Annotated in this window: 20 protein-coding genes, 2 tRNA genes and 1 pseudogene; 16 read left to right on the forward strand and 7 right to left on the reverse strand. The window is 44.5% G+C overall.

The genetic code is table 11. The features are described 5' to 3' along the window. Positions 1 to 48: 48 nt before the first annotated feature. The 8 genes from ACR1R9_RS05395 to ACR1R9_RS05430 all read left to right on the forward strand — a co-directional run bounded on the left by ACR1R9_RS05395 (position 49) and on the right by ACR1R9_RS05430 (position 7,868). Positions 49 to 969 (forward strand): ABC transporter ATP-binding protein, encoded by a 921-nt coding sequence (locus tag ACR1R9_RS05395; protein ID WP_433921566.1) that lies wholly within the window; start codon positions 49 to 51, stop codon positions 967 to 969. Further along, positions 932 to 2,047, forward strand: a complete 1,116-nt coding sequence (locus ACR1R9_RS05400) for an efflux RND transporter periplasmic adaptor subunit (protein ID WP_099858485.1) — start codon at positions 932 to 934, stop codon at positions 2,045 to 2,047. The genes ACR1R9_RS05395 and ACR1R9_RS05400 overlap by 38 nt, the downstream gene beginning before the upstream one ends. Next, positions 2,047 to 4,953, forward strand: a complete 2,907-nt coding sequence (locus ACR1R9_RS05405; protein ID WP_175383148.1) for an ABC transporter permease — start codon at positions 2,047 to 2,049, stop codon at positions 4,951 to 4,953. The genes ACR1R9_RS05400 and ACR1R9_RS05405 overlap by 1 nt, the downstream gene beginning before the upstream one ends. Before the next feature lie 2 nt (positions 4,954 to 4,955). Beyond that, positions 4,956 to 5,819, forward strand: a complete 864-nt coding sequence (locus ACR1R9_RS05410) for an ABC transporter ATP-binding protein (protein WP_063567873.1) — start codon at positions 4,956 to 4,958, stop codon at positions 5,817 to 5,819. A gap of 21 nt (positions 5,820 to 5,840) precedes the next feature. After that, on the forward strand, positions 5,841 to 7,295 hold the full coding sequence (locus tag ACR1R9_RS05415) for an ABC transporter substrate-binding protein (RefSeq protein WP_310853717.1): 1,455 nt from the start codon (positions 5,841 to 5,843) through the stop codon (positions 7,293 to 7,295). A 132-nt stretch (positions 7,296 to 7,427) separates the two neighbouring features. Further along, positions 7,428 to 7,592: a hypothetical protein gene (locus ACR1R9_RS05420; protein WP_167666091.1), complete on the forward strand. Its 165-nt coding sequence runs from the start codon at positions 7,428 to 7,430 to the stop codon at positions 7,590 to 7,592. A gap of 72 nt (positions 7,593 to 7,664) precedes the next feature. Beyond that, positions 7,665 to 7,738 (forward strand) — tRNA-Met (locus ACR1R9_RS05425). Positions 7,739 to 7,794: 56 nt separating this feature from the next. Then, positions 7,795 to 7,868, forward strand: a tRNA-Ile gene (locus ACR1R9_RS05430). Positions 7,869 to 7,990: 122 nt separating this feature from the next. Here the strand turns inward: ACR1R9_RS05430 and ACR1R9_RS05435 are convergent. The 6 genes from ACR1R9_RS05435 to ACR1R9_RS05460 all read right to left on the reverse strand — a co-directional run bounded on the left by ACR1R9_RS05435 (position 7,991) and on the right by ACR1R9_RS05460 (position 10,252). Further along, a complete protein-coding gene (locus tag ACR1R9_RS05435; protein ID WP_433921565.1) occupies positions 7,991 to 8,191 on the reverse strand; it encodes a hypothetical protein in 201 nt (66 codons plus the stop codon). A gap of 27 nt (positions 8,192 to 8,218) precedes the next feature. Continuing rightward, positions 8,219 to 8,434: an N-terminal phage integrase SAM-like domain-containing protein gene (locus ACR1R9_RS05440; protein WP_433921564.1), complete on the reverse strand. Its 216-nt coding sequence runs from the start codon at positions 8,432 to 8,434 to the stop codon at positions 8,219 to 8,221. 18 nt (positions 8,435 to 8,452) lie between these two features. After that, a complete protein-coding gene (locus tag ACR1R9_RS05445) occupies positions 8,453 to 8,605 on the reverse strand; it encodes an Arm DNA-binding domain-containing protein (RefSeq protein WP_433948807.1) in 153 nt (50 codons plus the stop codon). A 192-nt stretch (positions 8,606 to 8,797) separates the two neighbouring features. Further along, entirely contained in the window at positions 8,798 to 9,265 is a 468-nt protein-coding gene (locus ACR1R9_RS05450; RefSeq protein ID WP_433921562.1) for a hypothetical protein, read from the reverse strand. Next, the gene (locus ACR1R9_RS05455; RefSeq protein ID WP_433921561.1) at positions 9,216 to 9,359 is read right to left on the reverse strand and encodes a hypothetical protein; all 144 of its coding nucleotides are present in this window, start codon (positions 9,357 to 9,359) and stop codon (positions 9,216 to 9,218) included. The genes ACR1R9_RS05450 and ACR1R9_RS05455 overlap by 50 nt, the downstream gene beginning before the upstream one ends. Positions 9,360 to 9,907: 548 nt before the next feature. After that, positions 9,908 to 10,252 (reverse strand): hypothetical protein, encoded by a 345-nt coding sequence (locus ACR1R9_RS05460; protein WP_433921560.1) that lies wholly within the window; start codon positions 10,250 to 10,252, stop codon positions 9,908 to 9,910. Here ACR1R9_RS05460 and ACR1R9_RS05465 point away from each other — a divergent pair. The 6 genes and pseudogenes from ACR1R9_RS05465 (at position 10,247) to ACR1R9_RS05490 (ending at position 13,780) form a co-directional block, all read left to right on the forward strand. Then, entirely contained in the window at positions 10,247 to 10,465 is a 219-nt protein-coding gene (locus tag ACR1R9_RS05465; protein ID WP_433921559.1) for a DnaB-like helicase N-terminal domain-containing protein, read from the forward strand. The two genes, ACR1R9_RS05460 and ACR1R9_RS05465, sit on opposite strands and share 6 nt — an antisense overlap. A 204-nt stretch (positions 10,466 to 10,669) precedes the next feature. After that, positions 10,670 to 11,302: pseudogene (locus tag ACR1R9_RS05470) on the forward strand (DnaB-like helicase C-terminal domain-containing protein). An 11-nt stretch (positions 11,303 to 11,313) separates the two neighbouring features. Next, the gene (locus ACR1R9_RS05475; RefSeq protein WP_433921558.1) at positions 11,314 to 11,445 is read left to right on the forward strand and encodes a hypothetical protein; all 132 of its coding nucleotides are present in this window, start codon (positions 11,314 to 11,316) and stop codon (positions 11,443 to 11,445) included. A gap of 145 nt (positions 11,446 to 11,590) precedes the next feature. Further along, a complete protein-coding gene (locus ACR1R9_RS05480) occupies positions 11,591 to 11,752 on the forward strand; it encodes a hypothetical protein (RefSeq protein WP_433921557.1) in 162 nt (53 codons plus the stop codon). A gap of 35 nt (positions 11,753 to 11,787) precedes the next feature. Next, positions 11,788 to 12,159 (forward strand): ASCH domain-containing protein, encoded by a 372-nt coding sequence (locus ACR1R9_RS05485; RefSeq protein WP_433921556.1) that lies wholly within the window; start codon positions 11,788 to 11,790, stop codon positions 12,157 to 12,159. A 460-nt stretch (positions 12,160 to 12,619) separates the two neighbouring features. Beyond that, on the forward strand, positions 12,620 to 13,780 hold the full coding sequence (locus ACR1R9_RS05490) for an acyltransferase family protein (protein WP_433921555.1): 1,161 nt from the start codon (positions 12,620 to 12,622) through the stop codon (positions 13,778 to 13,780). A 104-nt stretch (positions 13,781 to 13,884) separates the two neighbouring features. Here the strand turns inward: ACR1R9_RS05490 and ACR1R9_RS05495 are convergent, their stop codons facing one another. Then, positions 13,885 to 15,402 (reverse strand): acyltransferase family protein, encoded by a 1,518-nt coding sequence (locus ACR1R9_RS05495; RefSeq protein WP_433921554.1) that lies wholly within the window; start codon positions 15,400 to 15,402, stop codon positions 13,885 to 13,887. A gap of 223 nt (positions 15,403 to 15,625) precedes the next feature. Between ACR1R9_RS05495 and ACR1R9_RS05500 the strand changes: the two genes are divergently transcribed. Together ACR1R9_RS05500 and ACR1R9_RS05505 are read left to right on the forward strand one after the other, a co-directional pair. Further along, complete coding sequence (locus ACR1R9_RS05500; protein WP_433921553.1) at positions 15,626 to 15,997, forward strand: hypothetical protein; 372 nt, start codon at positions 15,626 to 15,628, stop codon at positions 15,995 to 15,997. 108 nt (positions 15,998 to 16,105) lie between these two features. Continuing rightward, complete coding sequence (locus ACR1R9_RS05505; RefSeq protein WP_433956422.1) at positions 16,106 to 16,321, forward strand: hypothetical protein; 216 nt, start codon at positions 16,106 to 16,108, stop codon at positions 16,319 to 16,321. Positions 16,322 to 16,427: the final 106 nt, after the last annotated feature.

Genomic DNA, 16,427 nt, shown 5'->3' on the forward strand with positions numbered 1-16,427 from the left:
TTGATGAAGTGAACGGGATATGAAGAAAGGATGAGCGTGATTGCTGGCATGAAGAATTTATTTTCCAAAATCAGACCTGCCAAGAGCCAGTCAGGCGAGGACAGTGCAGTCGGACAAACGGAGCATAGGGAACCAGTCGCGCAGGAGGAATCGGCATACATAAGTGAACCGCAGAATACATCCATCGATCCGCACGACATAACCAGTGAAACAAGCCAGGAGGAAGTTGCGGTTGCAGCAGCTGAACCTGAAGTGAAGTCCGAGTCCTCCAAGAAGGATCTGTTGCCTCCATATGACGGACCTGTGCTGGAGGTTCGCAATGTTCATCGCAGTTTCCAGACGGGTAGCCGTATTATTCATGTGCTCAAAGGCATCGATATGGAAGTGAACCCGCAACAGCTGGTGATGTTGAAAGGGCGGTCAGGTTCAGGGAAAACGACGCTGCTCAATATGTTGGGTGGGCTGGATCAGCCATCAAGTGGAGATATTCTGTTCTCCGGCCAGCCTCTTCAGGATTGGGGCGACCGGCGGCGGACCGCTTTGCGGCGCAGAGAAATTGGTTTTATTTTTCAGGCGTATGCACTTATGCCTTTGTTGTCTGCCTGGGAAAATGTAGAGCTGTCGCTGCGCATGGCGGACGTGCCGCGTTCGGAATGGAAGGACCGGGTAGGTCATTGTCTGGATCTGGTCGGACTAACCAAACGGGTCAAGCACCGTCCATTCGAGATGTCCGGGGGAGAGCAGCAGCGGGTGGCCATCGCCAAGGCGATAGCCCACAGACCGAGATTATTGCTCGCGGATGAGCCGACAGCTGAACTCGATTCCAAAATGGGAGCACAGGTTATGGCTGTATTTCGCAATATTATTGAAGTTGAACAAGTAACGATCTGTATGACTACACACGATCCTACGATTTTGGAGGTTGCGGACCATGTTTATGAAATGGCGGACGGCAGATTTATCAAGTAAAGGGGCCGCTCCGAAGAGGGGGAAACGCGCAGCGCTTATTGTGCTTAGTGCGATAGTGGCTGCAACGATGTCCGGCTGCTCTTTGCTGCCGGCTGAGACAGAGGAAGAAGTACTTCCGCCGATTACACCGCCAACGATCTCCAAGAAGCCGGAATATGAAGTTCGGACGGAGACGCTGGAGAAGAAAGTAAGCGGAAGCGGCAAGATGATGAGCCAGCGGGAGGAAAAGGTGTATTTTACGCTGGACGGTATGCATATCAAAGAGTTGAATGTAAAACCAGGGGATAAAGTGAAAAAAGGTCAACTTCTCGCTGTTCTTGATGTAGAGAGCGTGGAGAAGGAAATCCGGGCCAAAAACCTGCAGATTCGCAAATCGGAAGTGCAAATGAAGGAAACGCTTCGCAAACGGGATGAGATGGACCCGGTAGAGTTCGAAGAGTCCACGATTGCCTTTGAAGAGCTACGTCAGGAACTCGCCGATCTGGAGGATCAGTTGGGTAAAGCCACTTTGACCGCTCCATTCGGTGGAACAATCATTGCTGTACAGGTGGAGAAGGGCGCGGCTGTCAAAGCTTATGACCCGATTGCGACCATAGCAGATACATCCAACCTGGTTGTCGCAGCTACGTTTGCCAAGGAAGATCTGGAAAAGTTCTCGGCTGGCATGAAGGCGGATGTGGACATTAATGGCGCAGGCAAAGTGGCTGGCAAAGTCAAAGTGATGCCTGTTGCCCAAGCATCGGGAAGTGGAAGTGGTACCGGCGGAGGTTCAGGAGAAGGCGGAACGCCTCCAGCAAAAGAAAGCTTGGATCAATATGTGATCGTCTCGCTGGCGAAAATGCCGAAGGGTGTTGAACGCGGTACACCTCTAACGGTGTCAATTGTCACGCAGCGTACAGAGAACGCGATTGTCATTCCTGTATCCGCTCTGCGCTCCATCGGTTCAAGAACGTACGTGCAAGTGGTGGAGAGTGATGGAAGCAAGCGTGAAGTGGACGTAGAAGTCGGGCAGCAGACATCCACGGATGTGGAGATTCTGAAAGGTCTGACCGTTGGACAGAAAGTAGTGGGCCGCTAATGGGGCTGCCATTGCTTCGACTGTTGTTCCGCAAAATGTGGAACACTCGCTGGATGACGTTCAGCACACTGATCGGACTGATTGTGGCGGTAGCGTTCACCGTTAGTATTCCAATGTATGCCGATGGTGCGCTGAAGCGGGTCGTGGCCCAGACGCTGCAGGATAACAGTGAGGGACTGCCAGCCGGCTCGTTGCTCATGAGTTACCAGGCACCTGGTGGTGTGAAGACAGACACACGTGGTCTGGAAGAGGTGGATCGATATATTCGTGAGGATGTGCCTCGTGACATCGGATTTCCTTTTCATACGTATGTGAACTCCCGTTCCATCCGCAGCACGGAAGTGAACCCGGAAGACCCGACGAAAGTGGATGCCAGCCGGGTCCGCAGCATGAGTCTGGGTACGATGACAGGCCTGGATGCACAGGTTAATTATTCTGCGGGAGTGAAGCCGGGCAACCAGGTCAAGGACGATACGATTGAAGCGGTTATGCTCGAAGAGGGTATGTATCGTAACGATCTGCATATCGGAGATGTTCTGGAATATCCGATTTACAGCGGTCTCGATATTACGTTGCGTGTGAAGATTATAGGTTCTTTCAAAGCCGATGATCCTAGCAGCCCGTATTGGGTACAGGGATTTGACGGTATGATGAATGGACTATATGTGGATGAATCGGTATTTAATAATGTTTTGTTAAAGGAAAAAGGGATCCCTCTTCAGAATTCACGTTGGTATTATGCATTTGATCTGAAAGAGATTCAAACGAGCCAGCTCTCGGGATTGACCTCTGTGCTGGAAAGGCTGGATATCGATCTGTATCAGCGGTTGAAGGATACGAAAGTGGACATCACCTTCGGGGATCTGTTGAAACAATTCCGCAGTCAGAGTCTGCAATTGCAGACCATGCTGTTCACATTGGCAGCACCGATGATTGCGATGGTCTTTTATTTTATAGCCATGAATGCTAGACAGTCACTACAAAAGCAGGAAAGTGACATCGCGGTTCTTCGCAGTCGCGGAGCTTCTGCCCGGCAGATCTTCTCTCTTTATCTGCTTGAAGGTATATTCCTGGGAGCGATTGCTCTTGTCATCGGCCCGTTTCTTGGATGGTTTATGGCGAAAAGCATCGGTTCAGCGAGCGGATTCCTGTCGTTCGTGGATCGGAAATCCATTCCAATTGGAATATCAAAGGAAGCCATCCTGCTTGGCCTTATCGCCGTGTTAGTGGCAATCATAGCCTCGCTCATTCCGGCAGTAACCTATGCGCGGGCCACGATTGTATCGGCTAAGCGTCGGCAAGCACGTACAGATCGTGCGCCGGTATGGCAGCGCTGGTTCCTGGATATCGCGCTGTTGGGGCTCGCAGGATATGGATACTACTTGTTCTATGAACGGCAAATGTTGACGTTCCAGACCGGAATGACGACAGATCAGCTTCAGGTGCAGCCGTTTCTGTTCTTTGTACCGGCACTCGCGATCTTTGCACTGGGACTGTTCTTCTTACGGTTGTTCCCGTGGATTTTGAAGCTGATACAGCTGATCGGGCGTAAGTTTCTCCCGGTTCCACTGTATCTGACACTGACGCAACTTTCGCGTTCATCATCTTCTTATTATCCCTTGATGATCCTGCTTGTATTGACACTCGGACTCGGTGTGTATAACTCGGCGGCGGCTCGTACCATTGATCTGAACTCAACCGAGCGCACATTATATCGCTATGGTTCGGATGTTATTATGCAGACGGTATGGGAAGGCACACCTGAGGTTAAGCCAACGGGTTCCGGACAAAACGGAGGTTCAGGCGGTGGACAGGGTGGAGGAAACGGTAGTGGTGGTTCTGGAGGCGGCGGTAACGGTGGTGGAGGTGGAACAGGTGGGGGCGGTGGTACTTCACAACCCACGAAGATGATCTATTCCGAGCCACCTTTTGAAGTGTTCCGCAGCCTGAATGGTGTCGAACATGCAGCGAGAGTGCTGCAAACGAAAGGCAATATTATTGTCTCTGGCAAATCAGGTGGACAGGGAATGCTGGTGGGGATCGACAATGTGGATTTTGCCCAAGTGGCGTGGTTCCGCAACGATCTGTTCCCGGCTCATCCTTATAAGTACCTTGACTTGCTTGGAAAATATGAAGGGGCCGTATTGATCTCTTCCAAATTTGCAGACAAATTCAAGCTCAAAACCGGAGACCTCGTCTCCATTGGTGTACAGGGCCAGGCGATTGAATTTGTGGTCTTTGGCATTATACCTTACTGGCCTGCCCAGTATCCGGATCAGATGCCGTTTTTCATTGCCAATCTGGATTATATCTATGATCAGGTGCCTCTGATTCCATATGAGGTCTGGCTTAAGATGGAGCCGGATGCCAAAGTTGCTCCTTTGATGGAGAAACTTGCAGCTGAAGGCATTGAGTTATCGTCTGTACGCGATGTGCGTACAGAGCTGGTATCCCAGGGCAAACATCCATCAAGGGGTGGAGTGTTCGGCATATTGAGTCTCGGATTCCTTGTGTCGGTGATTATTTCCCTAATCGGATACATTCTGTACTGGTTCTTCAATCTATCCGGGCGTGTAGTACAGTTCGGTGTCCTGCGGGCGATGGGGTTATCCAGGGCGCAATTGAGCGGTATGTTGCTGCTGGAGCAGGTGTTCACGGCAGGTCTGTCCATCATTCTTGGTATTGGCATTGGTCAGGTATCCAGCCGTCTGTTCCTGCCCTTCCTGCAAACGACAGATAATGTGTCCGCACAGGTACCTCCGTTCCGAATTGTATTTGAAGAGAAAGATATGTTGCAACTGTACGGCGTGACCGTGGTCATGCTGATCATTGGAGCAACGATGCTGCTGTGGCAAATCCGCAGGCTGCGTGTTCACCAGGCAGTCAAAATGGGAGAGGAGAGGTAAACGTGATCCAATGCGAAGGACTTGTCAAAATTTTTAAATCCAGCGATGTGGAAGTCGTTGCCCTTCAAGGTCTCAATCTGACTGTCAATCAAGGTGAAATGATGGCCATTATCGGTAACAGTGGTAGTGGTAAATCCACATTGCTCAACATTCTGGGTGGACTTGATCGTCCAACAGCTGGTACAGCCGTTGTCGGGGATTGGGATTTGCTGAAAATGACAGATGCCCAATTGGTGGAGTACAAACGTCACACCGTAGGGTTCATTTGGCAAAATAACGGCCGTAACCTGCTGCCATACCTTACAGCACTGGAAAACGTGGAAACGCCCATGATTTTGGGAGGCAAGAGAGATCGCGCCTATGCCATGCAGCTGCTGGAGTGGGTTGGACTGAAGGATCGCATGCACAACAAGCTGCATCAATTATCCGGTGGGGAGCAGCAGCGGGTGGCAATTGCCATCTCGCTATCGAATCGCCCCAAGCTGCTGCTTGCCGATGAGCCAACAGGTTCGGTGGATTCAGAGACATGTGATACCATCATGGGCATTTTTCGCAAAATGAACAAGGAGCTCGGGGTCACGATTGTAATTGTTACTCATGATCTAACCCTTGCTGGTAAGGTGGACCGCATCGTGGCGATTCGGGACGGTTTGACTAGCACCGAGTTTGTGAAACGCAATCCGAATCTGGATGACGAACATGGCTTATCGGAGGCAGGAGCCCCGGATATTCATGAAGCTTTTGTCATTATTGACCGGGCGGGACGTCTTCAGGTGCCCAAGGAGTATCTGGAGGCGCTGTCCATTGATAATCGTGCCACATTGGAATTTGACGGTGAACGTATTGTCATTACACCGCCAAGATAATTTTAGAGGGGGAATTGGGAGATGAAGAACAGGTTTTGGGGAAAACGGGTGCTAGCCGTGCTGGCTACAGCCAGTCTGGCTTTGCCGCTGCTTGCGGGTTGTACAGCGAGTGAGTCCAAGGATAACGAGCAGCGTGTACTGCGTGTAGCGACGTTATGGGGGGGGCAGGATGACAGTTATTTCCGTCAGCAGTTTACCGATGCTTTTGAATTGACACATCCAAATATAACGATTGAAGTTGTACCAGCGGTAGATCAGGGCAGCATGTATGGGTATGGTAACCAGGAAGAACAGCAGGACATTCCGGATACGATGGAAAGCTTGAAGAAGATTATGACAGGGGATAACCCGGTAGACGTCATCGTGGCTGATACGGCGACAGTCAAGTCGTTAATTCAGGAAAACATGGTGAAACAACTGGACCCACTGATGCAGGAAGACAAGTTTGATACTACGGATATTGTGCCAAGTGTTCTCGAAGGAATCAAGGATTTGGGAGATCAGAGCATCTACGCTTTGACGCCAACGTTTTCCTCTTCAGCTTTGTTCTATAACAAGGGTATGTTTGAAAAAGCAGGCGTGGAGCCTCCAACGGATAACATGACTTGGGATGATATTTTCAACTTGGGTACACGCCTTACCAAAGGTGAAGGAAAAGACCATGTATTTGGTTTCTCTTTCAGTACCTATCAAGGCGGTTCTCCATACTATACGATGTCGCAGTATTATAACTCTTTGCAGCTGAAAATTTTTGATGACAAAGCGGAGAAAATGACTGTAGATTCTCCTCAGTGGGAGAAAGTATGGAGCACGATAAGCAAACTCGCCTTAGATAAAGTCATCCCTAAAGGAGACGAACCGCAGGATAATCAGGATGAGAGTGGACGTTATAATCCGCTTCAGGGTGATCTGTTCCTGAGTAGCAAAACAGCCATGGTGATTGGAGATTACAGTTACATTAATCAATTGATTGATGCCAATAAAAATGCGGATAAAATGAAAGATTTTACGAAGGTAGACTGGGATGTTGTCACTCCTCCAGTTCATCCGGAGGCTCCTGAAATTGGAGGCAATATTTATCTGAGCAACCTTATGGCCATTAATAGTTCAGCTCAGAACCCTGATGATGCGTGGGAATTGATCAAGTATATGAACAGTGAAGATTGGGCGAAGATCAAAGCGCGCAGCAGTTATGAGATGGTTTCTCGGAAAAGCTTCATTAAACCGAAGGATGGTTTGGATTACAACATTCAGGCATTCTATACATTGAAACCTGTACCTCCGACCAATACGAACTTGGATAAAATGTATCAAAAAATGCCGAACCTGTGGCAAGTAAGTGATAAGGGTATGGAATACTTCAATCAAGTTCTTGCGAACAAAAAAACACCAAAAGAAGCGCTTGGTGAATGGGCAGCCAAAGGGAACGAGATGCTGGAGAAATTGAAAAAGAACCCTAAAGCCACGTTTCAATAAAAGTTAGATGATCTTGTAATAAAATCATAGATGCAGCCGCTGGAGATTTATATCTTCGGCGGCTATTTTTATGGAATTGGGGTATTCTACAAAAGCAGGGATAAATGATGACTTCAAGAAAGGACGAGTGGAATGCACTGGGTATATTTCAGCAAATTGTATGCAACCAAATTTCAGGCAGGGTGTCTTGCAAAACGGATGGAGCAGGATGGTTGGATTTATGGCCATAACGAGCCGGCTGAAGTGGAAGTATATCGTTCAAAAAAGGGGAGATATGGTGTACGCTTTATCCCCTAAACATTACCCCTTGACTTAATGGGTAGGTATGGTGTATATTAATTAAGTCGCTGTTTTAATATTTCTTACTGACGCGGGGTGGAGCAGCCCGGTAGCTCGTCGGGCTCATAACCCGAAGGCCGCAGGTTCAAATCCTGCCCCCGCAATTTAGTTTTACTGGATGATTCACAGCCATCATCTGAACGTTATACATTTTTGTTCAGGGCCCTTAGCTCAGTTGGTTAGAGCGGTCGGCTCATAACCGATTGGTCACAGGTTCGAGTCCTGTAGGGCCCATTCTCTCAAAACCCTTGCGTAGCAAGGGTTTTTTTCTATTTATAGGCTCCTCGGAGCGATTAGGCTTGAGTGGGGAAAGGCCATATTTTAAAGCTTGCTAACGGATTTGCTAATGGAGACTTTTATTCCACGGGTTCAAGTTGCTTTTCTGCGATATTGAGTTCATTTTCAATTCTGTCAACGGCTTCTTCCTGCATGATCGGCAACAGATGTGAGTACCTCTCTTTGAACATCGCCGGAGTCATGCCCAAGCATTCGGCGGCAACCTTTGGATTTATTCCAATCGCTAGTAAAAATGAAGCATGAGTATGACGCTGCTTCACATAATCTTTGGAATACTTTTTCCTGAGCTAAGCATAAAAGCCTTTGGTGGCACGCGGGGTAAGTGCCTGCAACTTCACTTTACCGAGTACAGGTATAATTCGGGCCTCGATAATGGTTTTTTCAGTATCGTAGGACGTTGGCTTGAAATTAGGCTTTGCATGTGTTTCAAGATACTCATAGAGATATTTTTCTAAGGTGATGTTTGTTGTCTTAACATCTAATCCTTTCTCGGCATCGGTCATTGCCTTTCTGTAAGCTGATCAAGCTGATGCTTCAGTTTTAAATCCCCTTTTATTTTTTTGGTTTCTTTCACCGGTTAATGCATCCGGGGGGAGATCGAAAACATACGTGTACGTTTTTCCTCTTGGATATACACGGCCTTTCATAAGTTCCTCCTTAGAAATTTTAATCATAAGAATAATTTTTTGTTTGCAACACTCCCCTCAAGATTTCAAAAGTTCAAAGCATCGTCTATTGTTTCCATTGATAAAAATAGCCGTGTCGACAGTTTGCCAAGTCGCCATGCCACGCGCGATAAGTTTATAGCAACGAAGCCCTTGCGATCCTGCCGGATCGAGAGATCCCCGGATAGTATAGTCGCTGAATCATGGGACATATAAGAGGGCATGTCTGTCGCAGCTTACATAATTTCCACCAACCTCGATTACTAACGGGTTGTCCCAGTCAAAGCCGTCAGGTTGTTCGATGATCAGGGTGTCTGGCCGGGAGCAATCGCCATCCCAATTGTAATAAGCGCGAATAAATAGGTTGCAACGATTCGCGGTGTAACTTTCTGGAGAGTCACGAATGATTTCACGAGTGGCAGCAGTTGATTCAATGGCGGATAGAAATTCACCTTGCCTAATACGATCTTCAATTTGCTCATAGCGTATTTTTGCAAAATTTAGCGGGACACTGAATTCCCGGGAGATGTATCCTATAGCTTCACTTCTCACTGATGACAAATTTAACTTTTCAATCATAAAGAAGGGGATGGCGGTGTAGAAAACAAGACGGTCTGCTTCACTCTCCTGCGCTTTGGTGAAAAGCTTGGGCATTATTGTTTCGGCCATTGAACAGTTGCAACGCCATTGCCAGCATGAATTGCTCGGATGTACTCCAACCTTTGGAAGCCCGTTTGAGTTCATCCACTTTTACAGTAAGCACCTTCTGATTCGATCAGATAAAAATGTCCCTTCATTCAACAGTGATAAGACAATAATGTCCGATCGAAACACTTATGATCAGACACATATGTCCGATCATAAGTCGAATTCGGGTAGTGATCAGACTGAAATGTCCGATTCAAAAGATATTAAAGATCTTACTACTACTACTATTTTTTTGAAAAAGAGTGGTGGGAAAAAGAGAACCAAAATCCTGATCCTCATACGGACGGGATGATTACCCTTTTGAACGCTTACTGCAAGTTGCATAAGAAAATCGACTTTCATGTAACTCAAACGGAACGCTTAGCCATGGGTAAGATGGTCGCCGGGGGATGCCGGTAACCTTTACCCCTCACTACTATGACAAGCCTGTATAAGGCAAAGCAGGAACGTGAGGGCGATGATTTTCAGCAGACTAACAGCTTTTCTTATTACCTTCCAGGGATATAGGAAGCTTGGGGAATGGCAATGCCGCTAGTACGCCGAAACGCAATAAGCCAACTTCACCCCGAAACAGCAAGCAGGATAAGCTTGCGGAACTGCGGGCTAAAGCAGAGGAGGCAAGGAAACTTGAAGAGAGCGCAAGTTATTGACTTGCTGCTTAAGCTTCAAAAAAAATATACACACCAAATCGACACCAGCGATGCCTAGATAGAACGGCTTTATGATCACCTGAAGGATTTCCCGTTTGACGTAGCCGCTGAAAACGTTCGTAGGCACATTCAGACCAATTCCTTTCCACCAAAAATCAGTCAGATTCGCGGCAAGATAGGCGATCAGCGGGAAATAGAGTAGCAGAAGGAAGAAACGGCCGCATACTTGGCACAAAGAGACACAGGACGTGCCGATGTAGTGCTGTGCCTGCAGGATGGAAGGAGACGTTTTATGCAAACCTTGGAATTACGCGAACAGCCGAATAGCCCAGCCGCAGATGCAACAGTACTCGGTGCAATCCTTATGTACAAGACGCGAGATGCTGTAGATATGGCATCAGCACTTCCCCCAGAGGCTTTCTACAATCCGGCACATCGTCAGATTTTCAAGGCAATCATGGCACTATATAAAGCTGACAGCCCGATAGAGCTTCCTTCGCTTTCGAGTTAACTTCACAGCATGACGCAATCGGAGAAGATCGGCGGTACAAGTTATCTGCTGAAGCTTGCTCATGAGGAGCTGACCGCTGTAAACGTTGGATTCTATATCGGCGTTCTTGAGGACAAATACACCTTAAGACAGGCCATTCACGCAACAGAGCAGCAGATCGAGCTTGCTTATGAGAGTGACGATGCCGGAATGGTTGTAAATAGTATGCTAAATGACTCGGCTGCATTATCGAATCAGGCTTCCTTAGATGAAGACTTCACGCCTATCAAAAAAGTGTTGTTCAAGGTGATCGAATCCACTGAAGAAAGATGCGAGAATGTCAAGAATGGTATCACATCAGGGCTTTACACCGGATATAGGGATTTTGACGGTATTACGGCAGGGCTACACAAGGGTGAATTGATTATCGTTGCAGCCCATCCTTCTGTTGGGAAAACTGCGTTTGCAGTGAATATTGCTCAAAATGTGGCTGTTAAAACCGGGGAAACCGTAGCGATATTCAGTCTTGAAGTGTAAGATGAATCCTTTGGACAGCGCATGGTGAGCGCGGAAGTTAACCCGGATGCCAATGCAATTCGTACCGGAGAAATGAAGGCACATGACTGGGCTAAATTTTATGCAGCTGCTTCGATTCTCGGTGATGCGAATATTTTCATCGCTGACCCGGGTGTGATCACTGTGCAGGAGATCCGGACAAGATACCGCAGGTTGAAGGAAAATCACGGTCTTGGCTTTATCGTCATTGATTATCTCCAGTTAATTCAAGGCAGTGGAAAAAGGAAATATGGGACAACAATCTCTTTAAAGAACGTTTCCAACCGAGCGTTGAAGAGGTAAACACTGAGGGAATGGCATTTAAGTTTTCTGTTTTCAAGGCAGAAGACATTGATTTGCTTACACACGAAGAAAAGGTTGCTCTTGGTCATATAGCGGAAGCAATCGAAGATACCGCGGAATACGTATTTGGTTATCAATACTGACGAAGTTATTGATATTTTGAAGCGCAACGGACACTGGGGTTGATACGCAGTACGTGATTGCTTAGAATGCTGCACAGTAGACGCAAACTGTGGAGGAATAAGGTTGAAAGTTACTAAGGGAATTATCAACACTTTTGAGTAATACATGAAAGTAAAGCGTAGAGAAAAGGAGCTTTTAACTGCACTGTATGACTGGATGAATGCCCAAGGAATCGACACTACGGATAATGAGTTTGCAGACGCTATTGCCGTGAGGATTGGGAAAAGCCAGTTTGATTCATCTGAACACTTTTTCAGTGACTTATAACGATTTATTGATGGCGAAAAGGTGGGTTACGGTTAATGCGCAGTTCGAAGATGATGTTCAGAAAGGAATTTTTTAGCATGGACGGTTTGATTATTAAACCAAAGTGGGCTGATCTCATTTTAACTGGTCAAAAGACATGGGAGATAAGAGGTAGCCGGACGAATAAGCGCGGAACAATCGGAATCATCAAGAGTGGCACCGGCAAGGTGTTCGGTACGGTAGAACTAACAGATTGCATCCGGTGCACAGTTCGACGGTTTCTGGCCTACGGTGATGAGCATTGCATAGAAGACCCAAAGCAGCATTTCATTACAACCAAGCGACTAAATAATTATAATTATGCCATTTCCGAATTTGATTTCGGAACAGGTGCACCAACGAAAAAAAATTACTGGAAAATTTGTTAAAGGGTTTGTTGTCGGAGACGTGCATCGAACCAACACGACTACACAAATTGGAGTGAATAGCAGGGATTTAGAAGGGGTTCGAACATATACTCCGGCTGTTGCTGCAACATCGGGGACTAACGGTACTGGGGCTGGAGCATTGACAGTATCACTACCTTATACTCCGCTGAGAGGAGCAGGGAACGGTAAGGAACTTTAACTGGAAAGGTAGTAACAGTAGAAATTGGATTAAGCATCAATGCGCAAGTTCGCTTCTATGACAATACGTATCCTGCTGCGAATGGTTCTATTATTGATATTTCTGGGTTCTATGAAATACTTTAGGAGTTTAGAGCTTTATAAATTTTAGTGGAAGAAAAAATGTGTATTTGATAAACTTTATTTTGACATAGTTTTTAGTAACTATTTCAGAAAATTGGTAGGTAATAATCTATTATGCAAGTGTGAGAGGCCGGATGAAATGAAAAGAATAAATCACTTAGATGGATTACGTGGGGTCGCTGCTTTAATGGTAGTTTTTAGCCACACGATGTTTATGTTTTACCCAGCGTCTCAACTTGGAGATCCAGCAGTAAGTCATAGTCGTTATGATCTATTTCTATCAAAGACTATATTTAATATAGTTTATAATGGAAATTTTGCTGTCTGTATATTCTTTGTTCTTAGTGGGTTTGTCTTGAGTAATTCATTTTTTAAAATTAAAGATACAAGGACCCTTGTTTCCTCATCCGTGAGAAGATTTCCAAGATTGTATTTACCTGCTGCAGTTTCTATCATGCTCGCTTACCTGCTTATGAAATTCCATATGTTTGGTAACCTTGATATGTCAAAAATTTCGTTGTCAGCATGGCTTGGTGGTTACTATAATTTTACTCCTAGTTTTGGTGAAGCCTTTCAAAATACATTCCAGAGTTTTTTCACACTGACGTACAGCAATTATTATAACGTTGCCCTTTGGACTATATATTATGAATTTACTGGTTCTTTCTTGGTATTTTCCTTTCTGGCTATTTTCGGATTAGTAAAAAAACGTTGGATTATCTACACCATATTAATAATTATATTCTGGAACTCGTATTACCTAGAGTTCCTCTTTGGAATGATACTCTCAGATCTAAGATCTAATCACTCTGCTTTTGAAAAGTACAATACAACTCTAAATAAATCTATCATATTAATACTAGCCCTTGTCTTTGGTTCATTTCCTTACCAAGAAAGTACAAACGCTTTGAGCGGCACATTTTATCAACACTTAAAATTTCCCTTCCTCAATCTTCTAAATGTTGATTACTATCTTTTTTATCACTTTTTAGCTGCTGTGTTAATTGTACTTTTCTTCTTGTACTCGAAGAATGCCCAGAAGACATTTAGTTCTTTGCCATTTATTTTTTTAGGAAATATATCGTTTTCAATATATTTAATTCACATCCCAGTTTTATTTAGTGTTGCCCCCCCTATTTTTACTAGACTCGTAGAGAGTGTGAATTATTCGGTTGCTTTCACTATTTCATTTGGAATATCATTTATTTTTCTTGTAGTGTGTGCGTATGCATACTACCGTTTGGTTGATAACCCGGGAGTGAAATTTTCGAAGTATCTTTACAAAAGATTATTTGATTGATGGATTATGCTAAAATACGTGTTTCATCGATGTTTATTGCGCAGTTGGACTATACGGTAAAAGGTAATAGAAAAGAGACTATGAATAGTCTCTTTTCTATTGTTCTATTTCTTATTTATGATTATTGGGGATTCTACTTGCAATTGAATGTATTTATTATCTTTGGTTACTGCATAAAGATCAATTATATTTATGGAATCACTGTTAAAATAGTCTGAGTTTGCGGTCAATATGAATCCAGACATTAAAACAGAGTCTGTATTGAATACGTCAGACAAACCTGCTCTTTCATGCCAAATTAACTGAGTCGGGATTATTTTATGATCAGATACCATTATAACTTCGGACGCTGGTGTTATCAGGAATGGATCGATCGCCCACCCGGATAACGTAATATTTTGATTTTTTCCCACATATAAATTTGATAGAGTGTCAACCCAACCTGCATTCAAATTGTCGTTTAATTTGTTTGAAGAATCAAAAGGCACTACGGCCTCTTTGGGCTTCATACTATAAATGTACTGAGTAGCAACCACTGAGAACAGCAACAAACAGACTGAAATCGCTTTTATAATTTGACTTCGTTTAAATGTGGTTAATTTAATGTTTTTTAGTTTCTTATGAAGAGCATATTCAAATTTTCCGAAATTCCAGCTTATAATAATTGAAATGATTAAAGCAAAACTACTTGCTAATTCGTTGATAGGAAAATGGTTGCCCCACATAGTCAAAACTATGTAAAGAACTTGTGCATGCATTAGATAGATACCATAAGAGTAGTCTCCACATTGCGAATACAGATTTGATTTCTTAACTTGTAAGTTAACAACAAAATAGACTATTATTCCAAAAAGAATTGCAAAAATTAAAAAATTAAATTTCATTAACAAAATTGAGTGCTTTAGCACGACATAATAGAAATTAAATAGGGTGGTCGTGGATAAAAGTATCATAGTGAAATTTATTTTTACTGAATTGCTTTTTTTAAATTTGTGAATATAGTAAACAATTGCGCCTGTTATAAAGAAATAATTATACGTTGAAAAAGGTATTAGTTTAATTGTGGTTAACTCACTTGTCTGAATGCCGAAGATGTTATGTACTATTAAAATTACAACTCCCCAAATAATTAAAAAAGGTAGAAATAACTTTTTACAAAATTTCAGTGTGAATATAGAACACACTATATAGAAAAACACTTCATAAATCATAGTCCACTCTATATTTAGTGGGTAGGTTGGTGTTACTCCTAATGGCAATAAAGTCAGAGCATAAATTAATTTGTTATATGATACGTTTCCTAAAAATAATGCTTTTGCAAACACTACAAATACTGAGGCAATTATGAAAGGGGGATAAATCCGCATGAAACGTTTATATAGAAAGTTTGGGTAATTGCTCTCGATCAACATTGCCATAACGTAGCCTGATATACAAAAGAAAAGTGGTGCTCCTAACCCGAAAATCTGTGGAACGAAATTGTATAAGTTGTTGGGGTAATTTCCAACTATGTTAGTATACCCTTTGACATGATAGATAACTACCATCAGTGCCGCAATGCCTCGAAGTATTTGTAATGAGTAGTTGTAATTTTTCTCATTTGATATTAACGAAGAAGACATCAAAAATAACCTCTTTTCTTTTAATCGATAAGTTAATAATTATATTACAAGTATACTAAAAATAATATGTTCTAAGTGTTATTTAATTTTATGTGAAGTTGGACCCTACTGCGCAACAACTGAATAATTCTAAGCGAGCTCCTGGATACCTCCTGCGGCTCTTCTTCATTTCTAAGAAGGTGCTGCTGCTTTTATCACGATTAGGAACCCATCGTTCCAGCCGTTGACCGTCATAGAACGGTATGACAATGACACCGTTGATGAGACTATCAACGGTGAGTACAAATTGAGTTTTACCACCCTGATAGATCCTGACGGAAAAAGCGAATACTTGAGGGATGGTAATCTGGACGAATTTGAGAATCAACTTTTCAATATCGTCCATCACCGTCGCACTAGGACTGGGGATGGATCAACAATGGTCGCTATGGAATGTGAACAGGACAGTTATGATCTGCTCAATTTTGAATGGGAAGCAGGATTTGTCTATGCAGGCACTCCGTTTGACCTGCTTGTCATGGTGCTGGAGGGTACTGGCTTCAACGTTGGCACCGTGGATCTGTCAGAGGGAAATATTAGCGCCCGCAAATCCTGATGGAAATCGCGGCGCAATCGGGCGGTGAACTGCGGTTTGATCGGTATAGTATATCGCTGCTGGCCGCCGTGGGGCGATAAGGCCTGTCCAGTTTCAATTAGGGAGAACTTGAAGGGACTCGTCAAGGACGTGGATGTCCGGTCTGGTGAACGTGTCACCGCCTACGAGATTGATGTGCTGGAGTATTTTGAGCGGGGCGATACGGTAGGGATAGGAGATCCTGAGTTGGACATTGACGAACAGCAGCGTATTGTTGGATATTCCTACAGCCCGCGGCGGCGGATCAACATCAAAGTGACCATTTCTAACGCCTTCATTGGCTGAAGGCTGCTGTTGTCAGCCTGAGGAAGACCACTGTTGTTAAGGACAAAATCTGCAACGGGACTCGGATTGGGCCGGAGGTTGGTTTTGAAGCAGTCCGCAGTGATAA

The organism is Paenibacillus taichungensis (assembly GCF_050994985.1).
Lineage (GTDB): Bacteria > Bacillota > Bacilli > Paenibacillales > Paenibacillaceae > Paenibacillus > Paenibacillus taichungensis.

Bases quoted from the DNA above. Each gene is read 5' to 3' on its own strand.
- ACR1R9_RS05395 (WP_433921566.1), top strand. From the start codon at position 49: ATGAAGAATTTATTTTCCAAAATCAGACCTGCCAAGAGCCAGTCAGGC.
- ACR1R9_RS05400 (WP_099858485.1), top strand. From the start codon at position 932: ATGTTTATGAAATGGCGGACGGCAGATTTATCAAGTAAAGGGGCCGCT.
- ACR1R9_RS05405 (WP_175383148.1), top strand. From the start codon at position 2,047: ATGGGGCTGCCATTGCTTCGACTGTTGTTCCGCAAAATGTGGAACACT.
- ACR1R9_RS05415 (WP_310853717.1), top strand. From the start codon at position 5,841: ATGAAGAACAGGTTTTGGGGAAAACGGGTGCTAGCCGTGCTGGCTACA.
- ACR1R9_RS05420 (WP_167666091.1), top strand. From the start codon at position 7,428: ATGCACTGGGTATATTTCAGCAAATTGTATGCAACCAAATTTCAGGCA.
- ACR1R9_RS05440 (WP_433921564.1), bottom strand. From the start codon at position 8,434: ATGACCGATGCCGAGAAAGGATTAGATGTTAAGACAACAAACATCACC.
- ACR1R9_RS05445 (WP_433948807.1), bottom strand. From the start codon at position 8,605: ATGATTAAAATTTCTAAGGAGGAACTTATGAAAGGCCGTGTATATCCA.
- ACR1R9_RS05450 (WP_433921562.1), bottom strand. From the start codon at position 9,265: ATGGCCGAAACAATAATGCCCAAGCTTTTCACCAAAGCGCAGGAGAGT.
- ACR1R9_RS05465 (WP_433921559.1), top strand. From the start codon at position 10,247: ATGCAAACCTTGGAATTACGCGAACAGCCGAATAGCCCAGCCGCAGAT.
- ACR1R9_RS05475 (WP_433921558.1), top strand. From the start codon at position 11,314: ATGGCATTTAAGTTTTCTGTTTTCAAGGCAGAAGACATTGATTTGCTT.
- ACR1R9_RS05480 (WP_433921557.1), top strand. From the start codon at position 11,591: ATGAAAGTAAAGCGTAGAGAAAAGGAGCTTTTAACTGCACTGTATGAC.
- ACR1R9_RS05485 (WP_433921556.1), top strand. From the start codon at position 11,788: ATGCGCAGTTCGAAGATGATGTTCAGAAAGGAATTTTTTAGCATGGAC.
- ACR1R9_RS05490 (WP_433921555.1), top strand. From the start codon at position 12,620: ATGAAAAGAATAAATCACTTAGATGGATTACGTGGGGTCGCTGCTTTA.
- ACR1R9_RS05495 (WP_433921554.1), bottom strand. From the start codon at position 15,402: ATGTCTTCTTCGTTAATATCAAATGAGAAAAATTACAACTACTCATTA.